24 protein-coding genes are annotated in these 19,875 nt (G+C 64.2%); 13 read left to right on the top strand and 11 right to left on the bottom strand.

Features of this window, described 5'->3' with window-relative positions:
- Positions 1 to 426, bottom strand: a 426-nt coding sequence (locus tag CH256_RS17225) for a CobW family GTP-binding protein (protein WP_143536608.1), incomplete at its 3' end; no start/stop codon positions are given.
- Between the two features lie 11 nt (positions 427 to 437).
- Entirely contained in the window at positions 438 to 590 is a 153-nt protein-coding gene (locus CH256_RS28660; RefSeq protein ID WP_256989467.1) for a hypothetical protein, read from the bottom strand.
- Between CH256_RS28660 and CH256_RS17220 the strand changes: the two genes are divergently transcribed.
- The gene (locus CH256_RS17220; RefSeq protein WP_256989466.1) at positions 582 to 1,226 is read left to right on the top strand and encodes a GTP-binding protein; all 645 of its coding nucleotides are present in this window, start codon (positions 582 to 584) and stop codon (positions 1,224 to 1,226) included. The genes CH256_RS28660 and CH256_RS17220 overlap by 9 nt on opposite strands.
- A 4-nt stretch (positions 1,227 to 1,230) precedes the next feature.
- Here CH256_RS17220 and CH256_RS17215 read toward each other — a convergent pair whose 3' ends face one another.
- The 3 genes from CH256_RS17215 to CH256_RS17205 are packed head-to-tail and all read right to left on the bottom strand — an operon-like array spanning position 1,231 to position 3,834.
- A complete protein-coding gene (locus CH256_RS17215; RefSeq protein WP_068045866.1) occupies positions 1,231 to 1,644 on the bottom strand; it encodes a molybdenum cofactor biosynthesis protein MoaE in 414 nt (137 codons plus the stop codon).
- Positions 1,637 to 2,587, bottom strand: coding sequence for a bifunctional molybdenum cofactor biosynthesis protein MoaC/MoaB (moaCB, locus tag CH256_RS17210; RefSeq protein ID WP_068045922.1), 951 nt, complete (start codon positions 2,585 to 2,587; stop codon positions 1,637 to 1,639). The genes CH256_RS17215 and moaCB overlap by 8 nt, the downstream gene beginning before the upstream one ends.
- A 56-nt stretch (positions 2,588 to 2,643) precedes the next feature.
- Entirely contained in the window at positions 2,644 to 3,834 is a 1,191-nt protein-coding gene (locus tag CH256_RS17205) for a molybdopterin molybdotransferase MoeA (protein WP_094670110.1), read from the bottom strand.
- 147 nt (positions 3,835 to 3,981) lie between these two features.
- Here CH256_RS17205 and moaA point away from each other — a divergent pair, with 147 nt between their 5' ends.
- The gene (moaA, locus tag CH256_RS17200) at positions 3,982 to 5,070 is read left to right on the top strand and encodes a GTP 3',8-cyclase MoaA (protein WP_373454835.1); all 1,089 of its coding nucleotides are present in this window, start codon (positions 3,982 to 3,984) and stop codon (positions 5,068 to 5,070) included.
- The gene (locus CH256_RS17195) at positions 5,063 to 5,317 is read left to right on the top strand and encodes a MoaD/ThiS family protein (protein ID WP_068045861.1); all 255 of its coding nucleotides are present in this window, start codon (positions 5,063 to 5,065) and stop codon (positions 5,315 to 5,317) included. The genes moaA and CH256_RS17195 overlap by 8 nt, the downstream gene beginning before the upstream one ends.
- Positions 5,318 to 5,350: 33 nt before the next feature.
- Here the strand turns inward: CH256_RS17195 and nadE are convergent, their stop codons facing one another.
- A complete protein-coding gene (gene nadE / locus CH256_RS17190) occupies positions 5,351 to 6,196 on the bottom strand; it encodes an ammonia-dependent NAD(+) synthetase (RefSeq protein WP_068045858.1) in 846 nt (281 codons plus the stop codon).
- 12 nt (positions 6,197 to 6,208) lie between these two features.
- On the opposite strand from nadE, the gene CH256_RS17185 reads away from it, so the two are divergent.
- Positions 6,209 to 7,039 (top strand): fructosamine kinase family protein, encoded by an 831-nt coding sequence (locus CH256_RS17185; protein ID WP_094670109.1) that lies wholly within the window; start codon positions 6,209 to 6,211, stop codon positions 7,037 to 7,039.
- A gap of 35 nt (positions 7,040 to 7,074) precedes the next feature.
- Here the strand turns inward: CH256_RS17185 and CH256_RS17180 are convergent, their stop codons facing one another.
- The gene (locus tag CH256_RS17180) at positions 7,075 to 7,674 is read right to left on the bottom strand and encodes a TetR/AcrR family transcriptional regulator (RefSeq protein WP_094642277.1); all 600 of its coding nucleotides are present in this window, start codon (positions 7,672 to 7,674) and stop codon (positions 7,075 to 7,077) included.
- A gap of 104 nt (positions 7,675 to 7,778) precedes the next feature.
- Between CH256_RS17180 and CH256_RS17175 the strand changes: the two genes are divergently transcribed.
- The 7 genes from CH256_RS17175 to nrdF all read left to right on the top strand — a co-directional run bounded on the left by CH256_RS17175 (position 7,779) and on the right by nrdF (position 14,430).
- Positions 7,779 to 8,345, top strand: a complete 567-nt coding sequence (locus CH256_RS17175) for an NAD(P)H-dependent oxidoreductase (protein ID WP_068045853.1) — start codon at positions 7,779 to 7,781, stop codon at positions 8,343 to 8,345.
- Between the two features lie 42 nt (positions 8,346 to 8,387).
- Positions 8,388 to 8,510 (top strand): type B 50S ribosomal protein L36, encoded by a 123-nt coding sequence (gene ykgO / locus CH256_RS17170; RefSeq protein ID WP_037189801.1) that lies wholly within the window; start codon positions 8,388 to 8,390, stop codon positions 8,508 to 8,510.
- A 410-nt stretch (positions 8,511 to 8,920) separates the two neighbouring features.
- Complete coding sequence (locus CH256_RS17165) at positions 8,921 to 9,154, top strand: redoxin NrdH (protein ID WP_068045912.1); 234 nt, start codon at positions 8,921 to 8,923, stop codon at positions 9,152 to 9,154.
- Between the two features lie 24 nt (positions 9,155 to 9,178).
- Positions 9,179 to 9,640 (top strand): class Ib ribonucleoside-diphosphate reductase assembly flavoprotein NrdI, encoded by a 462-nt coding sequence (gene nrdI, locus CH256_RS17160; protein WP_094642276.1) that lies wholly within the window; start codon positions 9,179 to 9,181, stop codon positions 9,638 to 9,640.
- Between the two features lie 36 nt (positions 9,641 to 9,676).
- Positions 9,677 to 11,842 carry a class 1b ribonucleoside-diphosphate reductase subunit alpha gene (nrdE, locus tag CH256_RS17155; RefSeq protein WP_094670108.1) on the top strand — a complete coding sequence of 722 codons (2,166 nt, stop codon included), beginning with the start codon at positions 9,677 to 9,679 and terminating at the stop codon, positions 11,840 to 11,842.
- 67 nt (positions 11,843 to 11,909) lie between these two features.
- Positions 11,910 to 13,304: a DUF2252 domain-containing protein gene (locus tag CH256_RS17150; RefSeq protein WP_094670107.1), complete on the top strand. Its 1,395-nt coding sequence runs from the start codon at positions 11,910 to 11,912 to the stop codon at positions 13,302 to 13,304.
- A gap of 160 nt (positions 13,305 to 13,464) precedes the next feature.
- Positions 13,465 to 14,430 carry a class 1b ribonucleoside-diphosphate reductase subunit beta gene (gene nrdF / locus CH256_RS17145; RefSeq protein WP_008717549.1) on the top strand — a complete coding sequence of 322 codons (966 nt, stop codon included), beginning with the start codon at positions 13,465 to 13,467 and terminating at the stop codon, positions 14,428 to 14,430.
- 23 nt (positions 14,431 to 14,453) lie between these two features.
- Here the strand turns inward: nrdF and CH256_RS17140 are convergent, their stop codons facing one another.
- The 4 genes from CH256_RS17140 to CH256_RS17125 all read right to left on the bottom strand — a co-directional run bounded on the left by CH256_RS17140 (position 14,454) and on the right by CH256_RS17125 (position 17,233).
- Complete coding sequence (locus CH256_RS17140) at positions 14,454 to 14,651, bottom strand: hypothetical protein (RefSeq protein ID WP_037189794.1); 198 nt, start codon at positions 14,649 to 14,651, stop codon at positions 14,454 to 14,456.
- A 3-nt stretch (positions 14,652 to 14,654) separates the two neighbouring features.
- Positions 14,655 to 15,572 (bottom strand): SPFH domain-containing protein, encoded by a 918-nt coding sequence (locus CH256_RS17135; protein WP_179272130.1) that lies wholly within the window; start codon positions 15,570 to 15,572, stop codon positions 14,655 to 14,657.
- 97 nt (positions 15,573 to 15,669) lie between these two features.
- The gene (locus tag CH256_RS17130; protein WP_094642274.1) at positions 15,670 to 16,143 is read right to left on the bottom strand and encodes an NUDIX hydrolase; all 474 of its coding nucleotides are present in this window, start codon (positions 16,141 to 16,143) and stop codon (positions 15,670 to 15,672) included.
- A 4-nt stretch (positions 16,144 to 16,147) separates the two neighbouring features.
- Positions 16,148 to 17,233, bottom strand: coding sequence for an ABC transporter substrate-binding protein (locus tag CH256_RS17125; protein WP_082898592.1), 1,086 nt, complete (start codon positions 17,231 to 17,233; stop codon positions 16,148 to 16,150).
- A 302-nt stretch (positions 17,234 to 17,535) separates the two neighbouring features.
- Here CH256_RS17125 and ctaD point away from each other — a divergent pair, with 302 nt between their 5' ends.
- Together ctaD and CH256_RS17115 are read left to right on the top strand one after the other, a co-directional pair.
- Entirely contained in the window at positions 17,536 to 19,326 is a 1,791-nt protein-coding gene (ctaD, locus tag CH256_RS17120) for an aa3-type cytochrome oxidase subunit I (RefSeq protein ID WP_068045815.1), read from the top strand.
- 146 nt (positions 19,327 to 19,472) lie between these two features.
- Positions 19,473 to 19,875: ACT domain-containing protein (locus CH256_RS17115; protein ID WP_143536607.1), on the top strand; the 403-nt coding region annotated here is incomplete at its 3' end.

The raw sequence follows: 19,875 nt of genomic DNA, 5'->3' as shown, positions 1-19,875 counted from the left end.
CCTCTCGGGATGCCGCACGCGGGTCTGCGGGAATTCCACGGCGTCGACGACCCCGACGAGCCCGCCGTAGACGATGAATTCGTTCTCGCTGCCCCGGACCATTCTGATGAGATTGCGGGGTTCGGCCAAGCCGCTGGCCTCCACCACGATCACGTCGATGGCGGACCGACGGTGTGCGAGGGCGTCGAACATCGCGTCCATGTCGCTGATGTCGACGGCGCAACAGATGCATCCGTTGCCGAGCGAGACCATCGAATCGACCTGGCCGGCCACGAGCATCGAGTCGATGTTGATCGCCCCGAAGTCGTTGACCACAACACCTATTCGGATACCGGAATCATTGCGCAACAGGTGGTTCAGCAGGGTGGTCTTGCCTGCGCCGAGAAAGCCCGCAACTATCACCACCGGAATTCGTCGACGCGCCACGGCGTCCGAGACTACCGGTCGGCGAGAATCTGCTTCAGCAGGCCTCGAGCGAACGTCGACACACTGCTCACGTTGTCCGGGGCAGCGAGAACGAATTCATCGTCTACGGCGGGCTCGTCGGGGTCGTCGACGCCGTGGAATTCCCGCAGACCCGCGTGCGGCATCCCGAGATCGACCAGCACCTGCAATTGGCCGACCTGGTGGTGTTGAACAAGTCCGACGCGGTGACCGAGTCCGAACGCTCCGCGGTGGTGTCGACGGTGCAGTCGGTCGTAGGAGACGTGCCCGTCGTACCCGTGGCCTTCGGTCGCGTCGACCCGCTGCTGCTGTTCGACAGACGCGAGGATCACTCGGTGAATTCGGCAATGGCGGTGCAGCTGTCGTTCGACGAACTACTCCGAGAGAATCATGACCATGACCATGACCACGAGCACGACCGACACCTGCACGCGCAGTACTCACACACCGAATTCGTCACGGCGGAGCCCGTCGAACCGCGTCGGTTGATCGAGTTCCTGGAGAATCCTTCCGGGAACCTCTATCGCATCAAGGGATTCGTGCATTTCGGCATCGCCGGCTACCCGCAGAAGTTCGTCGTGCACACGGTGGGCCGACACATTCGATTCGAGGCTGCGTCGTGGGCCCGAGGCGAGCCCGAGCAGACCTCACTGGTGCTGATCGGTACCGAACTCGATGCGTCGTTCGTCGAGCAGCGGTTGCGTGCCTGTGTGCGAGGACCGGACGACGCCGCCGACGCCTCCGCGATGCTTCCGGTCCATCGCTACCTCGAGAGCGGCTAGTTCCCTAGAGCCCGACCCACTCGGTACGTCCGCCCTCGAATCCCTGACGCTTCCAGATCGGAACCTCGGCCTTGATCCGCTCGACGAGTCGGGCGCAGGCCTCGAACGCTTCGGCGCGGTGAGCCGAGCCGACGGCCGCGACGAGTGCGAGGTCGCCGACGCGCAGATCGCCGACGCGATGCACTGCGGCCACCGCCAATCCGGTCTCTGCCGATACCTCCGAGCAGCAGCGGCTCAGGAACCGTTCTGCATCGGGGTGGGCGCGGTATTCCAGAGTCTCCACCGCATGTCCGCCGTCGTGATCGCGCACGATTCCGCTGAACAGCACGACGGCACCGTGACGCGAATCCTGCACTGCTGCCTCTACTTCGGCAGTGCTCAACGGTTCGTTCGAGATACGGGCGACGAGCTCACTCATCGTGGGGGCCTCCTCCGGCGATCTGGGCCAGTACATGGTCGAGGAGCGGGTCGAGAACGGAGAGTCCGTCCTTCACGCCACCCGGTGAGCCCGGCAGGTTGACTATCAGTGTGCGTCCGATCAGACCCGAGACGCCGCGGCTGAGCACCGCGTGAGGCGTCGCAGACGTTCCGCGGGTTCGGATGGCATCGGCGATGCCCGGCATGTCGATGTCGAGGAGGGCTGCCGTCGCCTCGGGGGTCGCATCGGTGGGGGATACGCCGGTGCCGCCGGTGCTGACGATCAGCGACGGTTCGCCGAGCAGAGCGTCCTGCAGCCCCGCAGCGATGTCGGCATCGGCGTACACGAGTGGGCCCCGCACGGCGAAGCCTCGATCGGTCAACCAGGACGCGATGGTGGGGCCGGTGGTGTCCGGTCGAGTTCCGTTCGCGCCGCCGGTGGAGGCCACAAGTACCGCCGCGGACCGTGAGGACTCGAATACCGGCGCAGCCGCAGCGTCGGGGGAGACCTCTGCGTCGTCCCGCTGCCAATGTCCGTGCTTGCCGCCGTCTTTGGTGAGCAACCGGACGCCGTTCATGGTGGCACCGGGATCGACGGCTTTGACCATGTCGTGCAGGGTCAGGCCGGCGACGGCGACCGCGGTCAGTGCTTCCATCTCGACCCCGGTACGTCCGGTGGTGCGGGCGGTTGCCTCGACCGTGATGGACGACTCGGTGAATCCGAACGAGATCTTCACCGAGGAGAGGGCGAGCTGATGGCACAGCGGAATCAGTTCCGACGTCCGCTTCGCTGCCGAGATGCCGGCGATGCGGGCGGTGGCGAGAACGTCCGCCTTGGGCATGTCGTCCGCGCGCACGAGCGTGATGACCTCGGCCGTGGTGACGAATTCACCGGCGGCGACGGCCGTGCGCGAGGTTTCCTTCTTGTGCGCCACATCGACCATGCGGGCGCGGCCCTGATCGTCGAGATGAGACAGCTGGGGTTGCGGGGCGTCGGTGGTCACAGCGGCCACACCTCCACGTCGGTTCCTGCGGCGAGTTCGGTTGTCTCGGAGTCGATATCGATCAGCACATCGGCCCATGCCAGTGCGGCCACCAGGTGCGAGCCGGGGCCGGCGACGAGCTCGACCCGACCGTCGTCGCGTAATCGGCCACGAAGTAGTTGTCTGCGACCGGGCGGTGACACGATCGATTCGTGCAGGGCCGCGGTGGTCGAGAGCACCGGCGGCAGACCGGCCGCCCGCCGAACGATGTTGCGCGCGAACATGATGTACGAGACGACCGTACTGACGGGATTGCCGGGAAAGCTGAGCACGGGGACGCCGTCGAACATCGTGATGCCCTGCGGTCCGCCCGGCTGCATACGAACCGATCCGAAGTTGCCGCCGAGGGGGCGGAGTACGTCCTTGACCACCTCGAAGTCTCCCATCGACACTCCGCCGGACGTGATGATCAGCTCGGCCGATTCGGCTGCGGCGTCGAGGATCTCGCGAAAGCGGCTCGGCTCGTCGGAGCTGCGCGAAACGGAGACCACCTCTGCGCCGCTGGCGCGAAGGTGTGCGGCAAGGGTGATGCCGTTCGAGTCGTAGATCTGACCGGGCGTCAGCGTCGAACCGGCGTCGACCAGTTCGGCTCCGGTGGTCACCACGGCCACCCGGGGGCGCGAGCGAACGTCCACTTCGCCGAATCCGACGGCGGCGAGAACGGAGATGTGGCGGGGTTCGAGCACTCGACCCGACTCGACCAGGATTGTCCCGACGCGCACGTCGCTTCCTTGTTCGCGTACGAATTCGCCTGCTGCGCGGCCTCTTTCGATCGTCACGGAGCCGGCCGTCGGTACCGAGGTGTCCTCGACGGGGACGATGGTGTCCGCTCCGTCCGGAATGGGGGCACCGGTCATGATCTTGGCGGCGCTGCCCGGCGCGAGAACTGCCGACTGCGTCGGGCCTGCGGCGATGATCGTCGAGACCGGAAGCGTCACCGGGGTCGTCGCCACGGATTGAGAATCCACGGCGTAGCCGTCCATCTGCGAGTTGCAAAACAGTGGCAGATCGACCGGAGATCGAACGTCCTCGAAGGAGACGCGGCCCAACGCGTCGTCGAGAAGGATTCGCTGAGCGGTTCTCGCTGTCAGCGCCGCGAGCAGAGTCTCGACCGCGGCGGCATGTTCCTCGACCGATACCGCGGTCACCGTGCGGATCCAGTGATCGCGTGCGTCTGCTCAACCGTCATGGGTGCCAATCCTAGGCACGCCGATCCGTCCGCTCGGTGTGGGCTGCGGCATAATGGGTAGACACATCTACGACAGGCGTGATTCCCGACAGAGACGAGGTACGAGGTGACGGTGGACAGTGTCACCTCGCTCGGCATTCCAACGTTCGGCACCACCACGGGTTCTGCGGCAGGCGGGGTGAACTCCGTGTCCGATCGACCGGACGTGCCACACCTGATCGATCGATTCGGCCGGGTGGCCCGCGACCTGCGTATCTCGATCACCGAGAAATGCTCGCTGCGCTGCACGTACTGCATGCCCGAGGAGGGCCTTCCGGCTATCCCGGCGGCAGCGTTGCTGACACCGGCCGAGATCGCTCGCGTGGTCTCGGTGTCCGTGCGGCTGCTGGGTATCAGGGATGTGCGTTTCACCGGAGGCGAACCGCTGATGCGCCGCGACCTCGACGACATTCTGCGGTTGTGCCGCGAAGCCGCGGAGGGTGTGCCGCTGTCGATGACCACCAACGCCGTCGGTCTCGAACACCGGGCTCGGTCCTTGGCCGACGCGGGGTTGACCCGAGTGAACGTCTCGTTGGATTCCGTCGACCGCGAAGATTTCGCTCGCCTGACCCGACGAGACCGGTTGCCGTCCGTGCTCGCCGGAATCAGGGCAGCGCAGCGAGCCGGGATCGGACCGGTCAAGGTCAATGCCGTTCTGATGCGCGACACACTGTCCGGTGCCGTCGATCTGCTGCGCTGGTGTCTCGACGAGGGGGTGGCACTTCGATTCATCGAGCAGATGCCGCTCGACGCCGATCACGCGTGGGCCCGCGCGAACATGATCGACGCCCAGACCTTGCTCGACGAGCTGTCCAACGAATTCGACCTGCGTGAGGTGGGGCGTGCCGACCCCTCGGCCCCTGCCGAGGAGTGGAGCGTCGACGGCACCGACGCCACCGTCGGCATCATCGCGTCGGTGACGCGCTCGTTCTGCGGTGATTGCGACCGCACCAGGATCACTGCAGAAGGAACGATTCGGTCCTGTCTGTTCAGCGACGACGAAACCGACCTGCGGGCCGCTCTGCGCGGCGGTGCCACCGACGAAGAACTGGCAGCGGTATGGCGTGGGGCCATGTGGAACAAGTGGGCGGGACACGGCATCGACGCCGACGGCTTCGTACCTCCCACCCGCAGCATGGGAGCCATCGGTGGGTGACACCCAGGTGGAGGTGCGGTATTTCGCTGCAGCGGTCGACGCGTCGCACTGCGAGTCCGAGTACCTCACCGTGCCGGTCGGTGCCACCCTTGCAGATCTGAGAGAGCTGATTCTGTCCCGGCACGGCGCGCCGATGGAGCCGATTCTCAGGGTGTCGGCGTACCTGGTGGGCGAAGATCTCACCCGCGATCTGGGGCGCACGATCGGCGGCAGGGTCGACGTGCTGCCGCCCTTCGCCGGCGGCTGAGCACACCCCGCCGCCGACCCGTGGCTGCCCAATTCAGCTGCTTCTCTTCCACCAATCGTCGAATGGCGTCACAGGCACCGTGCGCTTGTGACGAGTTGCCAGGAACATCTTCTCCAGCTTGTCGGCGACTTCCTCGGTGACATCCTTGCCCTCCAGGTAGTCGTCGATCTGCTCGTACGTGACGCCGAGGGCTTCCTCGTCGGGTAGCGCAGGTCGATCGTCTTCGAGGTCTGCGGTGGGAACCTTGCGCCAGGTGCTCTCGGGTGCCCCCAGCTCGCGCAGCAGTGCCGCGCCCTGGCGCTTGCTCAAGCCGGTCAGCGGAGTCAGATCGACGCCGCCGTCACCGAATTTGGTGAAGAAGCCGGTGATCGCCTCGGCGGCATGATCGGTGCCCACGACGACGTAGCCGAGTTCGCCTGCGAGGGCGTACTGCGCGACCATGCGCTGGCGAGCCTTGATGTTGCCGCGGACGAAGTCTCGGATTCCGGCACTACCGAGTGCTTCCGCCGTCGCGGCCGCTGCGGCGTCGGCGGCGTCCTTGATGTTCACCGTCACCGTGCGGTCGGGATCGATGAACTTCAGCGCGATCGAGGCGTCGTCCTCGTCGGCCTGCACGCCGTAGGGGAGGCGAACGGCGACGAACTCGGCCTCGTGTCCGTCCGCTCGGAGCTCCGTCGCAGCCTGTTGGGCGAGCTTGCCGGTGAGCGTGCTGTCCTGTCCGCCACTGATGCCGAGCACGAACCCCGAGGCCGGCGTCGACGCCAGGTAGTCCTTGAGGAAGTCGACTCGCCTGCGGACCTCCGTGATCGGGTCGATGCTCGACTGCACGGCCAGCTCGCGCATGATCCCCGTGCGCAATTCCGAGTTGATGTGTCCCATCACGTCATCCTAATGACGAATGCCGGGGCCGATCTCGCGCCGTGCGTAGTGTCGGTGGTCGTGAGTGGAACCTCCGATACCTTCGTCAAGCGAAACCCCCAGGCACACCCCGACTTCTACGCCGCCGAGGCCACCGGGCTCGGGTGGCTCGGCGAGGCCGGGGCCCCGGTCGTCGGGGTCGTCGGGCACGGCCGGGCGTACATCGAACTCGAGCGGCTGGTGGCGGCCCGTCCCACGCCTGCCGGAGCCGAACGATTCGGGCGCGCGCTCGCCGCGACACACTCGGCCGAAGCCGCCGGGTTCGGTGCGCCACCCGTGGATGCCGACGGCGTCGCCTTCTCGGGTCAGCTGTTCATCGGATCCCGGCCCATGAGCAGTACGGTGCACCGATCCTGGGGAGCCTTCTACGCGGCCGAACGAGTGTTGCCGTTTCTCCGAATCGCGGTCGACGCCGGAACCGTGACGCCGGGGGAGGCGTCGGTCGTCGAATCGGCGTGTGGACGCATCGCGGACGGCGACTTCGACGATGCAGAGCCGCCGAGTCGTATTCACGGCGATCTCTGGAACGGCAACGTGTTCTGGACCGACGCGGGAGTGGTGCTGATCGATCCGGCGGCGCACGGTGGGCACCGCGAAACCGATCTGGCGATGCTGGCGCTGTTCGGTTGCCCCCACCTCGACGTCGTCGTCGGCGGGTACGAGACGGTGCAGCCGTTGCGAGCAGGGTGGCGCGAACGCACAGCACTGCATCAGCTGCATCCACTCGCCGTTCACGCAGCCGGTCACGGCCGCTCGTACGGCACCGCGCTGCACGCGGCGGCCGCCGCCGTCGTCCGTCTTTGAACGCAGGACCTACCGAGTGCGAGTTGCCCCGATGGCTATCGGACTCGAGTTGCCCGGCGTACCAAGTCTTCCCAACCGTCGGCAAGGCGATCCATCGGCATTCCCAGATCGCGGTACTGATGGAGGACCAGGGTGGCTTCGAGTGGTGTGAGCAGCCAGTACGCGAGCAATTCGAGATCCCCGTCCACCTCGGCGGCGCGGAGCAGCGAGAGCACATGGGTGAAGTTGACCATGTGCGCCGGGGCGGAATACCGCGCGTCGTCGGCGCTCTCCGCGGCGCGGAGCACTTCCCCTTGAACGTTGACGAATTCCAGTCGCGCTCGGCCGAAGGCGACGAGACGATCGATCGGGTCGGCTCCCGGGCCCAGCGGCGGATCGCCGAACATGAACGAGTGCTGCAGTTTCTTCTCGGTGTGGTCGAGCAACGCACGCATCAGCCCGGCCCGGTTCCCGAAGCGACGGAACACGGTGCCCTTGCCCACTCCGGCCTTGGTGGCCACCGCGTCCATGGTGATGGCGTCCGCTCCGACGGCCGCCACCAGATCCGTTGCGGCATCGAGGAGCAGGCGACGGTTGCGGGCTGCGTCGCACCGCTCGGAGTCCTCGCCCGCTATGGGCAGCATGGGGCCGGTCACAGACGAAGCCTACCTTGCCGGGAACATAAATGGACCACGGTCCGTTTGGATGGTAGGAATTGACACGACGATCACGTCATCCGAACTCGCGAAGGAATAACCTCATGTCAGACGCTCATGTACTCGTTCTCGTCGGAAGCTTGCGCGCCGAGTCGGTGAACAAGCGGATCGCCGAGACTGCTGTCACCGTGGCACCCGCCGGTGCCGAGGTAGTGGTCTACGACGGACTCGGAGATGTCCCCTTCTACAACGAGGACATCGACGTCGAGGGATCGGTGCCCGAGGGCGCACTCGCTCTGCGGGCCGCTGCCGAGAAGGCCACGGCGTTGTTGCTGGTCACGCCCGAATACAACGGCACCATTCCGGCCGTGCTGAAGAACGCCATCGACTGGCTTTCGCGCCCCTACGGTGCGGGTGCCATGGTGGGCAAGCCGGTCGTCGTCATCAGCGCTTCCCCCAGTGGCAACGGAGCGAAGTGGGCGCACGAGGACACCAGCAAGGCCGTCCGCATCGCCGGCGGAACGGTTCTCGAGGATGTTCGGCTCTCCATCGGTGGCACCATCGACAAGTTCGGCTCGGCCCACCCGCGTGAGAACGCCGAGGTCTCCGGTGAGATCGGCCACGTCGTTGCCGAACTGGTGAAGGCCGCCGACGAACTCGTGAGTGCGTGACCCGTTCGGTTATGGGAATCGTTTTCATGTAGGGTTTGCGGCATGAAGGTGAGAAACTCGTTGAAATCGCTCAAGAACAAGCCCGGCGCACAGGTGGTACGACGCCGTGGCACGGTGTTCGTGATCAACAAGAAGGAACCGCGGTTCAAGGCGCGCCAGCGCTGACCACTGCGTGATCGCCGAAGGGCCCTCGGAGAAGTTCGAGGGCCCTTCGGCGTGTCGTGGGGAGGGTCGACGGTTCTCGGTACACGTCATGGACCCGGCCCGGTCTCCCTGTGACGAACAACATGCGCGCGATGTGACGTGCGACACGCCGATGTCCTCCGATTCTTGGGGCTTCACAACGCCGTGACCAGCGAATACCAAGCATGTTGTTCGCAACATCTCGTGTTCTAGGCAGATGTCGGACACTAGGTGTAGTGTTTGACCAACCGAGAGACCACAACTCGAAGAGCCTGCAAACATGGGTTCGAGCAGGTCGAAGTCGCCCTGAGCGGGAGATGTTCTCGGTGCCACACGCAGAGCACATCGGTCGCGTCGGTTCACCCGATGGCGACAACGGAAAGAGGGACACCATGAGCATCACCGTTTACACCAAGCCCGCCTGCGTTCAGTGCAATGCCACCTACCGCGCCCTCGACAAGGCCGGTATCGAGTACTCCGTCATCGACATCTCGCAGGACCCCGAAGCGCGCGACTACGTCATGGCTCTCGGCTACCTGCAGGCTCCGGTCGTCGTTGCCGGTGACGATCACTGGTCCGGCTTCCGTCCAGACCGCATCAAGAGCCTTGCAGCGAACGCTGCTTGAACAGAACGAGGAAGTGAGTGAGCGGTGAGTTTCCAACCGCAGTCCACCCACTCACTGGTCTATTTCTCCAGCGCGTCCGAGAACACTCATCGCTTCGTCTCGAAGCTGGACGTTCCTGCGACGCGCATTCCATTACGTGATCCGGACGGCACTTTTCGTGTCGACACTCCCTACGTCCTCATCGTGCCGACGTACGGGGGAGGGGTCACGTACTCCGGGCGCGACACCAACTACGTCCCCAAGCGTGTGATCAAGTTTCTCAACGACAAGCACAATCGGTCGTTGATCCGAGCTGTCATCGCTGCCGGAAACACGAACTTCGGTGACTCGTTCTGCTTCGCGGGAGATGTCATTTCGCAGAAGTGCGCAGTTCCGTATCTCTACCGATTCGAATTGATGGGCACCCCCGAGGACGTAGTGCGGGTCCGCGAGGGGCTGGAGGACTTCTGGGAACGTGAAGTCCGACGCGCCGCCCACACGCACTAGAGCACCACACACCACATACCCAGTAGGAGCATCGCCGTGGCACCGACCATCACCGACGCAGGACCCGTACCCAGCACCGTCCGCGGCGACGGCGACATGGACTACCACGCGCTCAACGCGATGCTCAATCTGTACGGGCCCAACGGTGAGATCCAGTTCGAGAAGGATCGCGAGGCCGCCAATCAGTACTTCCTGCAGCACGTCAATCAGAACACCGTGTTCTTCCACGATCTGGACGAGAAGCTGGACTACCTCGTCGAGGAGAACTACTACGAGCCCGAGGTTCTGGACCAGTACTCCCGCGAGTTCGTGAAGTTCCTGATCAACCACGCGTACTCGAAGAAGTTCCGGTTCCCCACGTTCCTCGGGGCGTTCAAGTACTACACCTCGTACACGCTCAAGACGTTCGACGGCAAGCGTTACCTCGAGCGGTTCGAGGACCGGGTGTGCATGGTGGCGCTGACGCTGGCCGCAGGCGACGAGGCCCTGGCCACCGATCTGGTCGACGAGATCATCGCAGGCCGCTTCCAGCCCGCGACGCCCACCTTCCTCAACTCCGGCAAGAAGCAGCGCGGCGAGCCCGTCTCGTGCTTCCTGCTGCGTATCGAGGACAACATGGAGTCCATCGGCCGCTCCATCAACTCGGCCCTGCAGCTGTCCAAGCGTGGTGGCGGAGTTGCGTTGCTGCTGAGCAACATTCGCGAGGCCGGCGCGCCCATCAAGCGCATCGAGAATCAGTCCTCGGGTGTCATCCCGATCATGAAGCTGCTCGAGGATTCGTTCTCCTATGCCAACCAGCTCGGTGCGCGTCAGGGCGCGGGCGCGGTCTACCTGCATGCTCACCACCCCGACGTCTACAAGTTTCTCGACACCAAGCGTGAGAACGCGGACGAGAAGATCAGGATCAAGACGCTCTCGCTCGGAATCGTCATCCCGGACATCACGTTCGAGCTGGCCAAGAAGAACGAGGACATGTACCTGTTCTCGCCGTACGACGTCGAGCGCATCTACGGGGTCCCGTTCGCAGACATCGACGTCTCCGAGAAGTACTACGAGATGGTCGACGACAAGCGGATCCGCAAGACCAAGATCAAGTCGCGCGAGTTCTTTCAGACTCTCGCCGAGTTGCAGTTCGAGTCCGGTTACCCGTACATCATGTACGAGGACACCGTCAATCGCGCGAACCCGGTGAAGGGCAAGATCACTCACTCCAACCTGTGCTCGGAGATCCTTCAGGTCTCGACGCCGTCGACGTTCAACGACGACCTTTCGTACAGTCATGTCGGCAAGGACATCTCGTGCAACCTCGGTTCGCTGAACATCGCCAAGACGATGGACTCGCCCGATTTCGGTAAGACCATCGCCGTGGCCATTCGCGGACTCACCGCAGTGTCCGATCAGACGCACATCTTCTCCGTGCCGTCGATCGAGCAGGGCAACAACGATTCTCACGCAATCGGCCTCGGGCAGATGAATCTGCACGGCTACCTCGCACGGGAGCGCATTCACTATGGCTCGACCGAGGGCATCGACTTCACCAACATCTACTTCTACACGGTGCTGTTCCACGCTCTCCAGGCATCGAATCAGCTGGCCAAGGCTCGTGGGCAGTACTTCAAGGGGTTCCCGGACTCCAAGTACGCGTCGGGTGAATTCTTCGACAAGTACACCGATCAGGTCTGGGAGCCGGCCACACCCAAGGTTGCGAAGTTGTTCGCCGATGCGGGCGTATCCGTTCCCACTCAGGCGGATTGGACGACGTTGAAGGCGTCGGTGCAGGAGCACGGGATCTACAACCAGAACCTGCAGGCCGTCCCGCCGACCGGTTCCATCTCGTACATCAACAACTCCACCTCGTCGATTCACCCGGTGGCGTCGAAGATCGAGATTCGCAAGGAAGGCAAGATCGGCCGCGTCTACTACCCGGCACCGTATCTCGACAACGACAACCTGGATTTCTACCAGGACGCGTACGAGATCGGGTACGAGAAGATCATCGACACCTACGCTGCCGCAACGCAACACGTCGATCAGGGCCTGTCTCTGACGCTGTTCTTCAAGGACACGGCCACCACTCGTGACATCAACCGCGCGCAGATTTACGCATGGCGTAAGGGCATCAAGACGCTCTACTACATCCGCCTGCGCCAGTTGGCCCTCGAAGGCACCGAGGTGGAGGGTTGCGTGTCCTGCATGCTGTAGTCGACTCGGTCGGTCGGCCTGTGGCGAATACAGCGATATCGCGGTGCGCCGCGGAGCATAATCAGGCATGGACACCGAAGCGGGCGACGAGGTCGAATCCGATATCGATGTGACAATTGCTCGGAAGGACGTGCGTCCTTCCGAGCAATCGTCGCGTGGTCGACACGCCCGACGGCGTGTACCTCGCAGCGGGTTGGGCGAGTGGGATCCAGCCTCACGTGGCCATGATGCGCTCGAAACGGTGCTGGCGCAGAACACCATTCGGGTGCCGGAGCTACTCCCGATCCGCTACGCCCGCATGTCCGCATCGCCGTGGACCTACTTCCGTGGGGCCGCGGCCGTGATGGCGGCCGATCTCGCGTCGACTCCGCACACCGGCATCGAGGTCCAGTTGTGTGGCGACGCCCATGTGTTGAACTTCGGATTGTGGGCCACCCCCGAACGGAACCTGTACTTCGATCTCCGCGACTTCGACGAAACGCTGCCGGGCCCGTTCGAGTGGGATCTCCAGAGGCTGGCGACGTCTCTGGTGGTTCTCGGTCGCGAGAACGGGGTCGATGCGCGGCGCTCCGATCGGGCGGTCGCGGCGATGACAGCGGCGTACTGCAGAAAGATGAGGGCGTACGCGAAAACCCCGGAGATCGACATCTGGTACGACCGCATCGACGTCGCGGGTTTGCTCGGTCACTTCTCGTCGGGCATCGCCCGCCACGCCGAGAAACTCATCGAAACGAAAGCCGAGCGTCGTACCAGCCGTGGAGCGTCCCGCAAGTTCACCGAGACGAGGGACGGGCGTCGACGAATTCGCGAGGACCCGCCTTTTCGCACCCACGTGGGTGATTCCCAGATCGAACTGGTGCAGGCGGTCATCGCCGGTTACAGCGAGTCGGTCGACGACCATATCTGGAGTCTGCTGTCCAGGTTCCGAGTTCTCGACGTGGTTCGGCAGGTGGTCGGCGTCGGGAGCGTAGGGATGCGGGTGTATCTGGCGCTGCTGGAAGAACGGCGGACGGGCGATCCGTTCTTCCTGCAGATCAAGCAGGCGGGGCCGTCGGTGTTCGAGCGGTTTCTCGAACCGAGCAGGTACGACAATCAAGGTGCGCGCGTGGTCAGCGGACAGCGAATGCTGCAGAGTGCCACCGATATGTTCGTGGGATGGACTGCAGTGGGGGACATGAACTTCTACGTTCGGCAGTTCCGTGACATGAAGGTCATTCCCGACGGCGAGATCATCGGGCCGTACCTCACCGAATTCGCAACCGCATGCGGTGAGGTGCTCGCACGAGCGCACGCCCGAAGTGGTGACGCGGAGGCGATCGCCGACTACCTCGGCCGAGGAGACAAGGTCGATCGGGCGATGGTGGCTTTCGCCCACGCCTACGCCGATCAGAACGAGCGCGATCACGCGCAGTTGGTCGAGGCCATCGAAGCCGGAACCGTCCCGTGCTCGGTGGGGTGGTGACAGACCGAAGCAGGCGTAGGGGTCGTCTCTGCGGGCAACACTCGCGGCACACTTTGTAGTGCCTACCGGACTTGTCGGACACAACGGGTAGTGTTCGTGTCAGCGACTTTTCACGTAGTTCCGTCCCAGTTCTCGCTCATCGACCTGTAGGTAGGCACCCATGGTAAAGCTCATCGATCGCGTCTCCGCGATCAACTGGAATCGGGTCCAGGACGACAAGGACTCCGAAGTGTGGGAGCGCCTCACCAGTAATTTCTGGCTGCCGGAGAAGGTGCCGGTATCCAACGACATTCCGTCGTGGGCAACGCTGACCGCCGTCGAGAAGCAGTTGACGATGCGTGTGTTCACCGGATTGACACTGCTCGACACCATTCAGGGCACCGTCGGCGCCGTCAGCCTCATTCCTGATGCCATCACTCCCCACGAGGAGGCGGTGTACACCAACATCGCGTTCATGGAGTCGGTGCACGCCAAGAGCTACAGTTCCATCTTCTCCACCCTCAGCTCCACCCGCGACATCGACGACGCATTCCGCTGGTCCGAGGAGAACGTCAACCTCCAGCGCAAGGCCGAGATCGTCCTGAACTTCTACCACGGTGACGATCCGCTCAAGCGTAAGGTCGCGTCGACGCTGCTCGAATCGTTCCTGTTCTACTCCGGCTTCTACCTGCCGATGTACTGGTCCTCACGGGCCAAGCTCACCAACACCGCGGACCTGATCCGTCTGATCATCCGCGACGAGGCCGTGCACGGGTACTACATCGGGTACAAGTACCAGAAGGGTCTCGAGAAGGTCAGCGAGGCGCAGCGCGAGGAACTCAAGAACTACACCTTCGAGTTGCTGTTCGAGTTGTACGACAACGAGGTCGAGTACACCCAGGACCTCTACGACGAGATCGGCCTGACCGAGGACGTCAAGAAGTTCCTGCGCTACAACGCCAACAAAGCACTGAACAATCTCGGCTACGAGGGCCTGTTTCCCAAGGACGAGACGGACGTCAACCCGGCGATTCTGTCGGCGCTCTCACCGAACGCCGACGAGAATCACGACTTCTTCTCCGGTTCGGGTTCCTCGTACGTCATCGGCAAGGCCGTCAACACCGAAGACGAGGACTGGGACTTCTGAGCCCGTTCGCCACGCCGGGACGCTCACGAATTCGGTGGGCGTCCCGGCGGGCGAATGTCCTCGGCGTCCTTGGGCATTCGGCCCTTCTCGCTCAGAGCGCGGCGCAATAGGAACTCGATCTGAGCATTGGTGCTCCGCAACTCGTCGGAGGCCCAACGGGCGAGAGCGTCGTGCACAGCTGGGTCCAACCGCAGCAGAATCTTCTTACGCTCGACGGCCATGGCTCACTGGTACAGCGATCCGGTGTTGACGACTGGTTGCGTGTCTCGGTCGCTGCACAGGACCACGAGCAGATTCGACACCATCGTGGCCTTGCGCTCCTCGTCGAGTTCGACGACGTGCTTTTCCTCCAGCTTCCCGAGCGCCATCTCCACCATTCCGACGGCACCTTCGACGATCTGCTGACGGGCGGCGATGACCGCGCCTGCCTGTTGCCGCCGCAACATTGCTTGAGCGATCTCCGGTGAGTAGGCCAACCGGTTGATTCGGGTTTCGATCACCTCGACACCGGCCGAACGTACCCGTGCGTGCACCTCCTCCGACATGGCGGCGGTGATCTCGTCGGCGTTCTCCCGCAACGACATTCGCCCTTCGGCGTCGTACGGGTAGCTGCCGGCGATGTGCCGGACGGCGGACTCGGTCTGGACGGCGACGAACTCCTCGTAGTCATCGACCTGGAACGACGCCAGTGCGGTATCGGCGACCTGCCAGACGACGATGGCGGAGATCTCGATCGGGTTGCCGTCGGCGTCGTTGACCTTGGATTGTCCGGTCTCGTGGTTGCGGATTCGCGTCGAGATGGCCCTGCGATACGTCAACGGATTGGTCCAGCGCAGCCCCGGCGTCCGCAGGGTGCCGCTGTACGAACTCCCGAGGAGCTGAAGAACGCGAGCCTGATTCGGTTGCACCAGCGTCAGGCCCATGAGTGCCGGAAGTGAGAGGACGAACAGTACTACCCCGGGCACGATCAGTCCGACGACGGTGAAGACCAGTCCGACCGTGAACGCGGCGATTCCGCCGAGAAACAGCGCGAGGCCGATGCCGAGCATCGACCAGCCGGGAAGATCCCATCCCGGGCGCTCGGCGATGGTGGTGGTCGGGGTACCCGTCGGCTTCTCGGCGACGGTTGCAGGTGCGGACATGAGAACCTCCCTCTCGATGGTGATATTAAAGTGATATCACATTACGAATCGAAAGGGGGAAGGTTCGGTCGAACTGTGTCCTCGGTGCGGTCGGGAGTCAGCGCCGGAACCACGCCGACGGCTCGTCGGCGATGGCCTTCTTGATTCGCAATCGCGAAGTGGCCGTGAGGTTTTCGGGGAGCTCGTCGAGTGCGAACCAGGCAACGTCGAGATTCTCGTCGTCGGCCACATGCGGGATGCCGCCGGTGTATCGAGCGAGGAACGTGATGTCCAGATACTGCGCGACGTCGCCGTTGGGGTAGGTGATCGGCTCCGTCACGTCGACGCTCGTCAAGCGCTCGATCGAGGCGTCCACCCCGGTTTCCTCGCCGATCTCACGCAGCGCTGCCGGGGCGGGTTCCTCGCCCGGCTCGAGAATTCCCGAGACCACGGCCCAGGTGTTGTTGTCCGCTCGCAGCGTCAGCAGCACGCGCCGGTTGTCGTCGAGAACGACTGCGCTGACACCGGACAGCCACAACGGCGACGTTCCGACGACACTGCGCAGGGCACGGACGAATTCGGGAATCGGCATCGCGTCAGGAGACGTAGGCGTTCAGGGAGGCGGACAGGTCGTCCAGAACGGCCCGTGCCGCGACGACGCCGCTGCCCGACCAAACAGTGTCGTTGACGGCGAAGACCCGACCGTCGGTGACCGAACCGAGAGCGTGCCACGCATCGGAGTCCATCACCTCGCGCCCGAAGCTCTCGCCGTCGGGGCCCGCGAATCGCACGTAGACGATGTCTCCCTCGACCGGCGTGAGGTTGTCCGACTCGACCGAGAACGTGGCGTCGCGCTGGCTCTGGGGCCGGCCGACTCCGACCTCGTCGAGTATCTGGCCCGCGAACGAGTTCGGTCCGTCCACCTCGATGGAGTCCGCCGCGAATCGGACGACGGACGCCTGGGTCTGGGTGGCGTCGATCTCACGACCGACTCGTTCGGCGTCCGCGGAGAACGAGGCGAGTGCCTCGAATGCCGCCTGGCCGCGACCGAGCGCCGCCGCGGACTGCAGAAAGGTGTCTTTCCAACCCTGCCCCGTTGCGGTGAAGACGGTCGGGGCGATGGCTGTCAGCTCGTCGTACGTAGTCGATCCGAGCGACTCGGCACCGAGGATCAGATCGGGGTCGAGGGCAGCGATGGCATCGATGTCGGGTGAACCCACCGGCCCGACGGACGGAACGGACGCCAGTCCGGTGCCCAGGTACAGCGGTTGGTCTCCGTCGCCCCGGAAATCGGGGTCGATCGTGGCCGCCCCGACGACGCGCTCCCAGATGCCGACCGCGCAGCTCGCGTCCAGGCCTGCGCCATCGAGCACGACGATGCGCTGGGGGTCGGCCGGAAGGACGCTGATGCCCTCGGCATGTCCGACGGGTCTGGTGTCACCCTCGATACCGGTCGGATCGAGTGGTGCCAGTGCGGGGCACAGACCCGCGGTGTCCCGGTTGTTGCCGACCACTCCGGCACCGGCGATGTTCGTGGTGGTGCGAACGATGGTGGATGCGTCGTCCTGCGCCTCGGAGTCGGAACAACCGACCAGCGCCACGGCGGCGGCGAGGCACACGGAGGCGACGGCACCGATCCTGCGCGGCGCACACGAACGGGGGACTCGTGGATGGAGTGGCAACGCGGGACTTCCTTCGACGGGTCGGGTGGTCTCACACAGTATCGGAAGGCGGCCGTCGCAGAACACCCGAACGGACACCGCGGAGCGTGCGGAATCGGCAACTCCCGCGGCGTCCCCGACTGCGCCGGAAAGGCCGACAGCGCAGGCAGATCGCGCGATCCGGGCACGGCCGATCGGGCCCAATACGACACACGGTAGGACCGGTTCGGCAAGCGTCGGTCCGAAGGTCTACGATTCGAGGAGCGCACGACTAGATGACGTCGCCTCGTGGTTCGAGGTCCGACGCGCAATCAGGAGGATCTGTGACTGCCCTAGCGCCTAGGCCCGCACCTGCGGTGGATGCTGCTCGGCCGTTCCCGCCGCGGACGGGACCGAAGGGGTCGTTCCTGCACAAAGCGGTGACGACAACCGATCCCAAGGTGTTGGGAATCATGTACATCGCGACATCGTTCGCGTTCTTCCTGGTCGGTGGACTCATGGCGCTGCTGATGCGCGCCGAGTTGGCCATACCGGGAATGCAGTTCCTGTCCAACGAGCAGTACAACCAGCTGTTCACCATGCACGGCACCATCATGCTGCTGCTGTACGCGACGCCGATCGTGTTCGGATTCGCCAACTACATCCTGCCGCTGCAGATCGGTGCCCCCGATGTCGCGTTCCCACGGTTGAACGCGTTCTCGTACTGGCTCTACCTGTTCGGTGCCCTGATCACCACGGCCGGGTTCATCACTCCCGGTGGCGCAGCGGACTTCGGTTGGACCGCGTACACCCCACTGACGTCGGCTCTGCACTCGCCGGGCGTCGGCGCGGACCTGTGGATCATGGGCCTGGCCGTTGCCGGTCTCGGCACCATCCTCGGTGGCGTCAACATGATCACCACGGTGATCTGCCTGCGCGCCCCCGGTATGACGATGTTCCGTATGCCGATCTTCACCTGGAACATCCTGGTGACGTCGATCCTGATCCTGCTGGCCTTTCCGCTGCTGACGGCGGCGCTGCTCGGCCTGGCGGCCGACCGTCACCTGGGCGCGCACCTGTTCGATCCGGCCACCGGTGGCGTGTTGCTGTGGCAGCACCTGTTCTGGTTCTTCGGCCACCCCGAGGTGTACATCATCGCGCTGCCGTTCTTCGGAATCGTCTCCGAGGTGTTCCCCGTCTTCTCGCGTAAGCCGATCTTCGGCTACTCGGGTCTGATCTACGCGACAATCGCGATCGCCGCGCTCTCCATCGCCGTGTGGGCGCACCACATGTACGCCACCGGCGCTGTGCTGCTGCCGTTCTTCTCCTTCATGACGTTCCTCATCGCGGTGCCCACCGGTGTGAAGATCTTCAACTGGGTCGGCACGATGTGGCGAGGCCAGGTGACACTGGAAACGCCGATGCTGTTCTCGATCGGGTTCCTGATCACCTTCGTCTTCGGTGGTCTGACCGGTGTTCTGCTGGCATCGCCGCCCATCGACTTCCAGGTCACCGACACGTACTTCGTGGTAGCCCACTTCCACTACGTGGTGTTCGGCACCGTGGTGTTCGCGACGTACGCCGGCATCTACTTCTGGTTCCCGAAGATGACGGGCCGGATGATGGACGAGGCTCTGGGCAAGTGGCATTTCTGGCTGACGTTCTTCGGATTCCACGCCACGTTCCTGGTGCAGCACTGGCTCGGAAACGAGGGCATGCCGCGTCGGTACGCCGATTACCTTCCCTCGGACGGGTTCACCGAGTTGAACGTCATCTCCACGGTCGGTGCTTTCATTCTCGGTGCCTCGACACTGCCGTTCGTGTGGAACGTGTTCAAGTCCTACCGATACGGCGAGGTCGTCACAGTCGACGATCCGTGGGGCTACGGCAACTCGTTGGAATGGGCCACCTCGTGCCCGCCGCCGCGACACAACTTCACCGAACTGCCTCGGATCCGTTCCGAGCGTCCGGCATTCGAGTTGCACTACCCGCACATGGTCGAGCGGATGCGCGCGGAAGCGCACGTCGGGCCGGGAGCACACGGCGGTAAGACCACCGCAGTACTCGAACAGGCCCGCCGGGCCCCGATCGCCACCAGCGATCACGAAGGATCCGGAGACCCGGACCCCAAGTAGTCCACAGCGCAGCGAGAGCCCCTCCCGGCTACCGGGTGGGGCTCTTCGCTTGCGACAATCTCGTGGCGTGATCGGGCTCGCTCGTCCACGACAGGTGACACGAAGACCTATCCGGCCGCTGGGGCCGTGCACGAAAGGGAGATTCGGTGACTTCGAGCGACACCGCAGTGCTGGTGACGGTGACGGGACCCGACAAGCCGGGCGTCACATCGGTGCTGTTCGCAGCACTGTCACGGCACAACGTCAGTCTGCTCGACGTCGAGCAGGTGGTCATCCGCGGCAGATTGACACTGGGCGTTCTCCTGTCCTGCCCGCGCGATCCCGAGGCGCTCCAGGAGGAGCTTGAGGACGCGATGGCGACGGTCGGCGTTCACGTCGATGTCGAGATCGACACCGCGCGGGGCGGTGGTCAGAGCCTGGCCACCCACGTCGTCGTCGTTCTCGGACGACCCGTGACAGCGCGTGCTTTCAGCACCATCTCCCGTGAACTCGCCCGCCAGGGCGCGAACATCGATTCCATACGCGGAATTGCCGACTATCCCGTCACCG

This window comes from Rhodococcus sp. 05-2254-6 (assembly GCF_002258565.1).
Lineage (GTDB): Bacteria > Actinomycetota > Actinomycetes > Mycobacteriales > Mycobacteriaceae > Rhodococcoides.
The sequence above is the reverse complement of the archived record's forward strand: the minus strand, read 5'-3'. Positions and strand labels throughout refer to the sequence as shown.